Below are 12,543 nucleotides of genomic sequence, written 5' to 3'. Positions count from 1 at the left end.
GAAGTAATACAAACAGCTATCCAAAATGACATACTTTTCAGAGTGCCAAATCACTAGTAGATTAACCGGAAGGCTTATCCCCACCTTCCGGTCAAATACCTCATAAATAACGAATCAATCCCAGCTCGGATTTTGCTCCAAATTTGGATTTAAGACTATTTGATTATAGGGAATCGGCCATAGATAATCCCGTTTCGGATTGAAAGAACGTTTTACGACTTCAATCCCCTCATAATTATGCATCATGCCGTTATTCTCCTTCTCCGCCGTCTTCCAACGTAAGATATCTGAATAATACAGACCTTCGAAAGTTAATTCGATACGGCGTTCACGACGTATCACTTCACGCATCTGATCTTTTGTTAAACCTTTCGGTACTTCCGGCATATTGATATCCGGACGTTTACGCAGTTGATTGATAGCATCATAAACTGATTGATCCGGTCCATTCGCCTCATTTTGGGCCTCGGCATATGTCAATAAAACTTCCGCATAACGAATCAAGATAAAGTTAAAAGCAGAGCGTTCGACCAAAGGAATCGTTACATCATCCTCATAGGAAGTATATTTCTTTACACCAAAGCCTGTAGTCGCCACATCTTCCTTTGTGATCGTCTTTCCTAAATATGGATAACCAATACAAACGATTGATTTTAATAAACGGGGATCACGATTCTCATACGGTTGGTTCGGATCATAAAGGGGAGACTCTTCGATCGTCTTGCCATCTATGCAAAGATAGGTATCAACTAACTCCTTCAAAGGAGCCGGACGATTCAAACGCCAAATGTTTGCGTCGTAATCTGTCGGATACTCAGGCAACTTAGCTTCTATGTTAAAGATTACCTCGCTATTATGCTTATTAGCCTCACTAAAGAAATGACGGTAATCATTAAACAACTGATATACGCCAGACTCAATCACTTGCTTAGCAGCCTTGGCTGCCTCCGCCCAACGAGCATTATATAATAACGTACGTGCCTTTAACGCCCCGGCAGCCCCTTTAGTAGCACGCCCTAAGTCCGAACTGGCATAATTATCGGGTAATACAGCAATAGCATCATCTAAGTCCTTGACTATTTGATCAACCACATCCTCTTTTGAATTACGAGGAAGTTCGGCTTGCTCGTCAGCGTTCGGAGCATCTATGATTAAGGGAACACCGCCAAATTTATCAACCAAATTCAGATAATAGAAAGCCCGTAAAAACTTCGCCTCACCTACCATCTTCGCTTTTTCAACCTCATCCATATTTACACCTCCGACGTTAGCGATGAAAGTATTCGTACGTCCGATACCGATATAGCAATTCTTCCATAAACTACCAATTAGAGCCGTAGTAGATAAATGCTCACCCTTCCCTATCGCTTGCGTACCATTCGCTTCATTATAGGGCATCGAATTAGCTGTCAGCATATCGAATTCCATCGAATGTAGCGAACGCCAAGGCCTTAAAGCATTATAGCATCCCATCAAGCCTGCGCTTGCATGCTCTTTTGTCTTCCAAAATGTCTCGGTAGAATATTGATCGGAAGGATCTACATCCAACCAGCTATCGCAAGCGGTTAAACACATACAAGCGACAGCCACACAGATAATTTTACATATATATTTCGTCATAGCATTATTAATTTAAAATGTGACATTAACACCTGCCGTATATGTCCGGACAGACGGATAAGCATACCAAGTATCTCCCTTTAGATCTTTCTCAGGATCAAAATCTTTCATCGGTGAGAACGTAAATAAGTTTTGCGCATTTACAAACACTTTCAATCGTTTAACCACACCATTCTTCAAGAATGAGGTCGGTACATTATAAGTCAGTTGTAAGTTCTTTAAGCGTAAGTAAGAGGCATTTCTCAACCAGAAATCATTGACACGGAAGTTCTCATTCAAGCACCCCTCATAGGTGGTCAAGATTGGCAAGGTAGCACTGGTTCCCCGTTCCGGAGTCCAAGCATCAGTCACCCACTGTTGCGGCAAACCACAACCAAACCATAAAGGAGTGGCGCCAATACGGTCGCCATATGTATAGACATCCGTCACACCTTGGAAGAAAGCACTCAGATCAAAGTCCTTATACCCCAAATTCAAGTTGAACCCATAAGTGATCTTAGGTATTACCCCACCACGTATCTGGCGATCATCTTCCGTGATCTTTCCATCACCATTCGTATCCTCAAATTTCAGATAACCCGGCTTTGTAGCAGCTGTCTGATACGGGCTGTTCTTGATTTCTTCCTCCGATTGGAAAATTCCGATAGCATGCAACATATAATAGGAGTCAATAGGTTTCCCCTCCTCTAAAATAAACTTACCATCAATTATGGTTTGGCCTTTCAAGCTAACGATCTTATTTTTCACGAAAGTCATATTTCCTGTAACCTCATATCTGAAATCCCCGATCTTATTCCGATAGCCAAGATTTAGCTCAAAGCCTTTATTGCTCACCTCACCAATATTACGGATCGGACCTGCTAAACCTCCAACTTGGTCGGGCAAAGTTACCTTTCTCAAAATGTCAGAAGTACGTTTATCAAAGAACTCAAATGAGAAATCCAAATTACCATTAAATAAGTTCGCATCTATACCTACATTCGTCATCGTAGTTGTCTCCCAAGTAATATTCGGGTCATTATATGCGGTAATAGCTGCTCCGGATCGCATCGTCCCATTTAGCGGATAGTTATAATCCGTTATCGAGCCATCATCATTTATCACTTTCAAATTCATCAAATCCACATAACGGAACAAGTCAATACGCTCGTTACCTAATTGTCCCCAAGAGGCCCTCAGCTTCAAATTGTAAATCCAAGGAATATCTTTCATAAACTCTTCCTCGCTCAAACGCCAACCGGCGGAGAATGAAGGGAAAATACCCCAACGATTACCCTTAGCGAAACGAGAAGAGCCGTCATAACGGAAGTTTCCTTCAAATAAATAACGATCTTTATAACCATAATTTACCCTACCGAAATAAGACATTAAAACGGATCTTGAGGAAGTTCCCGCTACGCTCGGATTGCTGGAACCAGCGTTCAACTCATGCAACTCATTACCTAAGAAGCCTTCTACTTTACCTGAGAATTCTGTCTTATCATCGCTTTCGAAACTGTAACCGGCTAAGATTTTTACGTCGTGGGCCTCATTGAACTTCTTACCCCAAGACAAGGTATTAAATACCGTAATCGCCAAGTCATTCTTATCTTTCTTGAAAGCATTACGTGTATTCTGTCCATCGTAGACTATCTTTTTCTCTTCATTTGTCTTCAACTGGTACTCATATACGTCTGGAGCAAAAAGCGACTGTAAATAATCATACTTATTCAAGCCCACATTCAAATTGTAGACGATATCGAAGGGTAGCTTATATTCCGCAGATAAATTAGCCAACATGCGTAATGACTTATGCTTATTCTCTCCTTCATCCGCTAATGCTAATGGATGGCGATAGATATTATGTCCGGGGGTACGAACAAAAGTATCCGCATACCGACCATCTGAAGTATATGTCGGATGAAACGCTTGCGCTTTATAAGTCATCTGAACCAAATTGGAGACTCCAGCTACCGGTTCATTATAGATCTTATAATGAGCGTTAATATTAGCGCCTATTTTTAAACGACTATTAATTTGGGCAGTTGTATTTACCGCCAATGTATATTTATTAGAATCCGTTCCACGCAATACTCCATCCTGATCCCCATAACCTAAAGATACGGAATAGGTATATTTATCATCTCCTCCGGAGAAACGCATATTATGCTCCATGATAAAAGCATTGTTATACATAATATCCAACCAGTCATTTTGCGGATACATGATCGGATCCGTCAACATACCTTGGCGATACTCCTCTATCAAATCATCGGCATAATCCACTGTCAATTTTCCCTCATTCCTTTGAGCTTGATTCCTCATCTCCATGAATACCACCGGATCATATACGAATTTAGGTAAGTAATTAGCCTGCTGTACACCGAAATAGTTATTATAATCAACAGTAAACTTCCCTTTTTTACCTGATTTTGTCTTCACCAAAACAACACCGTTGGCCGCACGGGAACCATAGATAGCGGAAGAGGCTGCGTCTTTCAAGACCGAAATACTCTCAATATCGTTAGGATTCACTGCTTCTAACGGGAATTCAATGCCGTCTACCAAAATCAACGGATCATTATTGTTCAATGTTCCTTGGCCGCGGATACGAATGGTCGCAGCATCAGAACCGGGTTGCGCTCCCGCTTGATTCACATAAACACCTTGTGTTCCTTGTAGAGCCTGTGTGGCATTGGTGATCGGGCGATTCTCCAACGTCTCGGCATCCAAAGAGGAGATCGCTCCTGTTAAATTTACTTTCTTCTGCGTTCCGTAACCTACGACCACAACCTCATCTAGCTTTTGGGTATCCTCGGACAGGCTGACTATCACTTCCGACGAATTACCGACTTGAACCGTACGGTCCGTATAACCAATATAAGATACGACTAAGGTCGCATTATCCGGCACCTCCAGACTAAAGTTTCCATCAATGTCCGTAATCGTTCCGTTCGTGGTACCTTTAACGACAACATTCGCTCCGATAATAGGTTCTCCCAAAGCATCTTTTACTTTTCCAGTAATCTTTCGCGGCGAAGATTGGAATAAAGCATTTGGATGTGAGACACTTGATATATTTCTTGATTTAATTATAATCTGCCGGTCTACGATCTTATATTGATACCCCGTATTTTTCAGCGCTTGCTCTAAGACCTCTTCCAACGAGGCATTGTTTACATGTACGCTCGTTTTCCTACTTACATTTACTTGATTATCATTCAAGAAGAACGTGTACTCACTATTTTTCTCTATTTCTTTTAGCACTTCCGATATACTACAATCCCGTTTATTCATGGAGAGCTTATAATTCTGTCCATAGGTAGAAGCGGATACAGTGCATGCGAAAGCCAAGGATAACAACGTGCTTATTTTCATGACTCGGTTTACTTTTCTGATTTTTTTCATAACTTTGTAATGTTTCTGATGAATAAATTAGCAGGTGCGTCGGCCTCTCAACTCCTAACGCCTGCCGTCAAGAACATTTGGTCAGGAGGAGAAACCTAGTTTTTCCTCCTGTTTTTTTATTAGACTCAAGAACTGTTAACAAGCATATCTCTTAGAATTTAATGTTAGACACTCATTTATCTCCCTCTATATATAGTTCATATTCACTGTCTTTCTCTCTGTATTTAATGGGCGACGTATTGCTTAACATAAACAGGATTCGCTCCAAGGACTCATCCCGTACCTTAAACGTAAACCGGTATTTCTCCGCTATCTCTTTCGGGCACTTTATCTTCCGTCCGTACCAAGGCTCCAAGCGGGTAAGGATCATGCTCAATCGTTCGTTCTCAAAACTGAGGACACCGTTGCGCCAACCTGAATAATTCTCGGCGTTGACCGTCTTTACTTTCACGGTATTCGCTTGTTTGTCGAAAACCAACATCTCGTTCGGGTTCAATATCACCTCACGCCTGTTCTTTACATTGGGGTCTCCCAAGCCGATCTTCACCTTGCCGTTTAGCAGGATCGTCTCCAACTTGCTCTCGGAATCATGATTGAAAACCTCGAAGGCCGTGCCCAAGGCCGTTACATCCATGTTCTTGGTATGCACGGTAAATGGTCTTTCCCGATCTTTCGCCACGTCGAAGAAGGCTTGCCCTTTTAATTCCACATCACGGGTCTTGCCATCGAAACTCTTTGGGTAGATCAATTGGCTATTAGGCCCCATTCTCACGGTCGTACCGTCCGATAAGGAAACTGACTCTATGCAACGGACACCGGAGGCCATTACATATATATATTGATCTTCTTTCGTATGAGACCAATAAACTACGCTTCCTACACCTAAAAGTAGCAATATGGAGGCGGCTATCGCCGTAATCTTATAGACCCAGAGTTTACGGACACCGTTTGTCGCCATTGTCCGGGCTATGATTCGTTCCCACATGCGATTCCCCACCATGGGATTCACGCGATCCGCAGCCTCGTCCCATTGGGAACGCATACGCTCTTCCACTTTGGGGTCACACAGCAAACGTTGCCGATCTTTCTCATCCAGAGCATCTCGCATCAACTTCTTCAATATCGTTCTCGTATCTTCGCTCATGTTTATTATTCTTGTTCTATTTATAAATACACGCCATGTTTTCCTTCCCCCTATTGGATGATAAAAAAATTTCACTTAGGTACGCAAGAAATACAATGGATCTTCCTTACATTCCATCCTTAATATTTATGTGCTGCCTGAAAAAGAAGACGAGCAAAACTAAAACTTAGGACGAAAAACAACCACAATCGTTATTATTTATCAAAGAAGAAAGACTATCTTTGCCGTGCTGCCGACAATGGGGTTAAAGCGATAACCCCTGTGTGGCACTAATTATAAATACGGCATTTTAAGATATTATTCCCGATACACAAATATCCCTATCAATTTCAAATCGGAATAATAGCAACAAAATGCCCATGTCGATTGTATATACCCTTGTATATAGAATATGACGTGGGCTGTTGTCTATTATTGATTTGAGGGGTATGGGGATATCCTGTGTATCGGATAGTAGCGACAGTTCCACGTTTTTTTATGATATCGTCGCTACATCATATTTATTCACGATAAAATACTTTTGAATATATTATGACAAGGCTAGACGTAAAAGAACAAATTCCCGATCAGGAGGCGACATCCTCCAAAGACAGTATATATATTAATGTACAAAGCCTGAAAGAGTATTCACGGCATATTATCGCCATGGCTAATGAATTTGACCGCCAAAAAGCCGTTATAACCAAGACCGAACTACAAATGACCACTCTTTTACGAACCTGTCGCCAACAAGAGTTAGAGCTTAGATCCCTGAAACTAGAGAACCTACGGTTATTGAGAACGATAAAAGACTTATCGGGGAAAGAAATCTCGCCTAATATCTATCTTCCCCATGAATTACCCCTAATCATTACGGACGATATCATGAATGTACTCTCCTTATCTCTCGTGAGCGATTTTGACCTAGACACCCGAACGATAAACATGTTACGAAAAATGGAAATCTATACATTGGAAGATCTGCTGCGATACACGAAAGATAAAGGACTACAAGTCCTACTAAAATACAGGGGATTCGGCGCTCATTCCTTAGCCCTCTTGAAGGAGAGCCTGATAAAAAAAGGCGTATTCGAACGCAGTGGCACTTCCGGACTCTATAAATACGTGACCTAGGAAAGCGCTAGATAAACCAGATAAGTAACATGATATTTTTCTTCAAGAACTTCAAGGCTTCGCTGATCTGGTTCTCAACGGTCTTCTCCGAAATATTGAGTTGGAAGGCTATCTCTTTATAGCTTTTATGCTCCTTCCGGCTTAGATTAAAGATAACCCGGCGTCTTTCCGGCAATTCCTCTATCAAATGATTGATATACTCCCCCAAGTTATAGGCGGTGATCTCTTCCTCTAAGTCGTAAGAGGTCTCCATAGCGGACAAGACCGTCATTTTATAAAAGTCTTCGTTCACGTTCTTCCGGTGCTGATTAAAGATCAAGTTACGGGTGATGACAAACAGAAGCCCCTTGAAGTTATCATCCTCCCGGATGAATTCCCTCGACTCCCAGACCTTGATAAACACCTCTTGTACCACATCCTCGGCCACATCCCGATTATTCAAATAAAGCCCGCAGAAATGATAAACCTTTTCCCAATATTGTTTATACAACATCGAAAAAGCCTCCCTATCTCCTTCTTTCAACGACTTTATAATTTGTCTCTCTTTCATTTAGCATCACATATCGTTTCGCGAAGATAATAAAATCATATACTAATAAAAGTTAATGATATCCCAGTTCTCCCGGACTTCTTTGTACTATTAATATAGCACGAGAAATAATGGAAGAAGAAAACAAACATATAAGCAATTTATTAATCCGATACGTAAATGGACTCTATACACGGAACGATATAGAGACCTTGCGGAAGTTAGCCTCATCCATAACGGAGCGAGCAGAATTAGAAAGCGAAATGGACCGGGTCTGGAGCGAAGCGCAGGACTTACCTCAATCCGATTCCCATAATCATCTGCTTTATAAGAAGGAGGCGCAAGACCTGTTGGATAAGACACGTAAAAGAGAAAGAAGAATCTCCCTATCCACTTTCATCAAGTATGCGGCGAGCATAGCGATTATCGTTTCCATAGGATTCGGAGCGAAACTATACCTAAATCATTCAGCGAAGCAGCATACATCTGCCAGCGACCATCTCCTAACGGAAATAAGCGTCAATCATGGCGAACATAAGCAAGTCACCCTTCCCGATGGCACGGTCGTTCATCTAAACGCCGGTACCGTCATGCGATACCCAACGGAATTTACCTCTGACATCCGTTTGGTAGAAATGGAAGGAGAAGCTTTTTTCAATGTCATGAGAGACGAGGGCAAGCCCTTCATCGTCCGTACCCGACAAGCCGACGTAAAAGTACTCGGAACCTCTTTCAACGTAAAAGCCTATCAAGAGGATGAGTTGATGGCCGTCAGCGTTCGGACCGGAAAAGTTGAGGTGGATATGCCCGAAAGCGTAATGCGCCTATTACCGAACGAGCAAGTAATCGTGAATAACGCGAATGGAGAGATCCTTAAAAAGAACGAGGACGTCCAAAAAGTAACGGCATGGTTGCAAGGCGGCCTTTATTTTAACCGGACACCTATTAGTAGCGTTGTACATGATCTGGAACGGATGTATAATCAAGCGATCGTACTCGATCCGAATAGCGTATTCGACGATTACATCTATGGCGAGCACGACAATAAAAGTCTGGAAGCCGTACTGAACGCGATTCAATATTCAACCGGCATCCGATACCGGACGGAAGGAAACCGGATCGTGTTATACAAAACGAGTTATTAACCTTAAAATCGATTTGTCATGAAAGATACGACCTAAGCATAGCCACATAAAAAAGGGAAACCGACCTCTGACCTTCGATCTCCCTTTATCTTTCCCGATATGTACACCCTTGGATTGGACCCCCTTGGAGATTACAGAAATCGGACTGTTTTTAAAAGTGTATAAAAACAACCTTTAAACATACAAAATTATGAACTTTCCAACTATTACTAGGTATAATTGGATGTGTTGTTCTATTATTTTAGTTTTTTTAGCGTTAAGCTCCCCTGAACCTCTGCAAGCGCAAGAAAATCAGAAAGAAAGAATAACAATTCAAGTCAAAAACCAACCCATACAGAAAGTCTTTGATGATTTGTCGAAGCAGACAGGATTAAAATTTTTCTATGGAGAAGCCATAGCGAACCGGAACGTACAGGTTAACCTAAAGTTCAAAAACGCTCCCGTCAACAGCGTATTGAACGAGATCACCCGGCAAGCCAATCTTTATTTTAAGCGGGAGAATAACACGATAGCCGTCAGTCTCGGAAACGCGGGCAACGCCTCCGTTCCGGTGACGCAAGACCGAAAAGTGACCGGTATCATTACAGATGAACGGGGCGAACCGATCATCGGAGCGAATGTCGTGGTAAAAGGTACGTCAAATGGTACAGTTACCGACCTGAACGGTCAGTACAGCATCGAGGCGAACGGTAAATCGATCCTACTCATATCCTACATCGGCTATTTATCGGAAGAAGTGGCCGTAGGCAACAACAAAACCCTCAATATCCAGCTAAAGGAAGACACCCAGAAGCTTGATGAGGTAGTCGTGATCGGTTACGGAACACAGAAACGAAGCAATCTTTCCGGAGCGATCTCGAAAATATCCTCCGAGGTAATCGACTCTAAGCCGGTTACAAATGTCCTGTCCGCCTTGCAAGGAGAAATTCCCGGTATGGTCGTTCAGCGAACATCCGGACAACCGGGTAACGAGGAATTCGACTTGAACGTGCGTGGCGCCTCCTCCACAAACGGAGGGAATACCCCGCTAGTCTTGGTCGACGGAATCCCCGGGGATATGAATATGATCAACCCGCAGGATATCGAGGCTATATCGGTATTGAAAGATGCCTCAGCCTCCATATATGGTTCCCGTGCCGCCGGAGGTGTTGTATTAATCACGACTAAGAAAGGAAAGAGCGGAGCACCGAAGCTTACTTACAACGGGAACTTGGCGATCACGAAAATGACCGGAATCATGAAAGCCCCGACAAATTATGAGATGGCGATTATGGATAACGAGGCGAACATACACAACGGTGCCGCCCCACTCTATACCCAAGAGCTTCTGGATCGCATCTTAGCGAACGATCCGAACCCTATCGACCATCCCACCCAACCCGGCTGGAAGCTCTTTTTCACGAACACAGACTGGATGGACGAGTTGCTGACCAATGGCGTACAACATCGCCATAACCTAACAATCTCCGGTGGAGGCGAGAAGTCTAACTATTACCTATCCGCCGGCTACAGCAAACAATTTGGCGTGGTAAAATACGCAGATGATAATAATACCAAATACAATCTGCGTATGAATTATGATTATCGATTGGCAAAGTGGCTAAAATTAGAGACAAAGGTATCTTTGGATAACCAGAAACGTACGGACATAGGAAGTAATGGCGCTTGGGTGATCGGCGAGGCGATGTTTGATATGCCGAACTTCCCGATCTATAACGCCAACGGAGAGTTCTTCACGCAAGGAGGCTGGAGCAACGCAATAGCGCTGGCCAAGGAAAGCGAGACCGCCACGTTCAATACCCGGGAGATGAACGGTAACTTTAGATTGATCGCCGATATCACGGACGGACTCGTGTTTAACGCTCAAGTGGGCTTAAACTACAAAAACAAGAATAACGAGGATATAGCGAAAGCCATCCCGCTCTATACATGGGACGGTGACATCAATTATTATACGGGAGCAGGTAGTCCCGAACAATCCGCTGTAGATCGTACGACCGAGGAAACCATCTATCAAAATTATACGGCTTACTTGAATTATAATAAGAACTTCGGACTGGATCATCATTTAGATGCCATGTTAGGTATGGCTTATGAGGCAGAAGAGGTCCGTATGTTCATGGCACGCCGAGATAATTTCATCACAGACGAATTATGGGAACTCAACCTTGGTGGCACCGGAAATATGAAGAACGACGCCAAAGCTGAACATTGGGCGACAAGCTCGGCTTTCGCCCGTATCGGATACAGCTTCAAGAATAAGTATATCTTGGAGACAAACTTCCGCTACGATGGTTCCTCCCGCTTCGCCCCGGGTAACCGTTGGAGAATGTTCCCCGGCGTATCCGCTAGCTGGCGTATCTCTCAAGAGGAATTCCTAAAGAGCTCTAAGGTATTCAACGAATTGAAACTAAGAGCTTCTTACGGACAAACAGGTAATCAAGAAGGTATTCGTCTATACGATTATATCCAGTTGCTAAAATTCAGGGACGACGGTTGGGGAACTAAATTGACCTATCCTTTCGGCAGCGGTTCACAAACACAAGCGATGGGGCTGGATGTCTTAGCCGGCGTAAATCGCACATGGGAGATCTTGGAGAATATCAACGCTGGTATTGATGCCGCTTTCTTAGACTCCCGCTTAGGATTCTCTTTCGACTACTTCGTGAAGATGAACAATAATATGTTGATCCCCGTAACTTATCCCAGTATGCTAGGGGCAACTCCCCCGGATACGAACTCGGGCAAATTGCGTACGAATGGCTTCGAGCTTACCTTAAACTGGACGGACAAAATCGGTAATGTCGAATATTCCGCACAATTCCAATTGAGCGACGCTAAGAACAAACTCGTGGAATACGGAGGCTCGGACACTTATGAGCTAGGCTTGAACAAGACGAGAGAAGGATATCCCATCAACTCCTATTTCGCCTATGTATATGATGGCGTAGTCAAGGACCAAGCGGATCTGGACGCTTACAAGAAGCTGGAAGGCGTACCCTCTAATATCGGTATCGGCGATGCCAAATTCAAGGATCTGAACGGCGATGGGAAAATCTCCACTTACGGTGATAAGGAAGGGGACGACGGCGACGCTAAGTATGTCGGCTCAACCACTCCCCGATATACATTCGGATTAAACTTGGGTGCCAAGTGGAACAACTTTGATATCAGCGTATTCTTCCAAGGAGTCGCTAAACGCACCTTGTTCCGTGAAGGTGAGTTCTCCATGCCTTGGAGCGACTGGTGGAGATATCCGCCTCAGTTCTATTACGGGCAAACCTGGAATGAGGATCGTCAAGACGCATATTATCCTCGTCTGACCCACGGCGATATCAGGCATTGGAACTACCAAGCGTCTACGATGCAAAAGATCAACGCCGCTTACGTACGCCTAAAGAACATCCAGATCGGATATACCCTGCCGAAAAGCTTATTGCAGAAGATCGGTATCGAGCGGACCCGTTTTTATGTAAGCGGACAAGACTTATTCGAGATACACGGGGTAAAAGGCGGTTGGGACCCAGAGTCTGACACCGGAGGTTTCAACTATCCGTTCCAACGTTACTACTCATTTGGTATCGACTTGACTTTCTAAGGTTTTC

General features: G+C 43.4%; 7 protein-coding genes. 3 read left to right on the top strand and 4 right to left on the bottom strand.

The features are described 5' to 3' along the window. Window positions 1-114: 114 nt before the first annotated feature. The 3 genes from QVP94_RS02450 to QVP94_RS02440 all read right to left on the bottom strand — a co-directional run bounded on the left by QVP94_RS02450 (window position 115) and on the right by QVP94_RS02440 (window position 6,151). Entirely contained in the window at window positions 115-1,620 is a 1,506-nt protein-coding gene (locus QVP94_RS02450) for a RagB/SusD family nutrient uptake outer membrane protein (protein WP_022191877.1), read from the bottom strand. A gap of 12 nt (window positions 1,621-1,632) precedes the next feature. Continuing rightward, the gene (locus QVP94_RS02445; RefSeq protein WP_288213158.1) at window positions 1,633-5,007 is read right to left on the bottom strand and encodes a TonB-dependent receptor; all 3,375 of its coding nucleotides are present in this window, start codon (window positions 5,005-5,007) and stop codon (window positions 1,633-1,635) included. Between the two features lie 172 nt (window positions 5,008-5,179). After that, window positions 5,180-6,151 (bottom strand): FecR family protein, encoded by a 972-nt coding sequence (locus QVP94_RS02440; protein ID WP_022191875.1) that lies wholly within the window; start codon window positions 6,149-6,151, stop codon window positions 5,180-5,182. A gap of 531 nt (window positions 6,152-6,682) precedes the next feature. Here QVP94_RS02440 and QVP94_RS02435 point away from each other — a divergent pair. Then, window positions 6,683-7,264 (top strand): hypothetical protein, encoded by a 582-nt coding sequence (locus tag QVP94_RS02435; protein WP_008774243.1) that lies wholly within the window; start codon window positions 6,683-6,685, stop codon window positions 7,262-7,264. A gap of 7 nt (window positions 7,265-7,271) precedes the next feature. On the opposite strand, the gene QVP94_RS02430 is transcribed toward QVP94_RS02435, so the two are convergent. Further along, on the bottom strand, window positions 7,272-7,814 hold the full coding sequence (locus QVP94_RS02430; protein WP_022191874.1) for an RNA polymerase sigma-70 factor: 543 nt from the start codon (window positions 7,812-7,814) through the stop codon (window positions 7,272-7,274). Between the two features lie 110 nt (window positions 7,815-7,924). Between QVP94_RS02430 and QVP94_RS02425 the strand changes: the two genes are divergently transcribed. Together QVP94_RS02425 and QVP94_RS02420 are read left to right on the top strand one after the other, a co-directional pair. Then, the gene (locus QVP94_RS02425; RefSeq protein ID WP_022191873.1) at window positions 7,925-8,938 is read left to right on the top strand and encodes a FecR family protein; all 1,014 of its coding nucleotides are present in this window, start codon (window positions 7,925-7,927) and stop codon (window positions 8,936-8,938) included. A gap of 190 nt (window positions 8,939-9,128) precedes the next feature. Then, the gene (locus QVP94_RS02420; protein ID WP_022191872.1) at window positions 9,129-12,536 is read left to right on the top strand and encodes a TonB-dependent receptor; all 3,408 of its coding nucleotides are present in this window, start codon (window positions 9,129-9,131) and stop codon (window positions 12,534-12,536) included. Window positions 12,537-12,543: the final 7 nt, after the last annotated feature.

Source organism: Parabacteroides sp. CAG:2, from assembly GCF_000436315.1.
Lineage (GTDB): Bacteria > Bacteroidota > Bacteroidia > Bacteroidales > Tannerellaceae > Parabacteroides > Parabacteroides distasonis.
The sequence above is the reverse complement of the archived record's forward strand: the minus strand, read 5'-3'. Positions and strand labels throughout refer to the sequence as shown.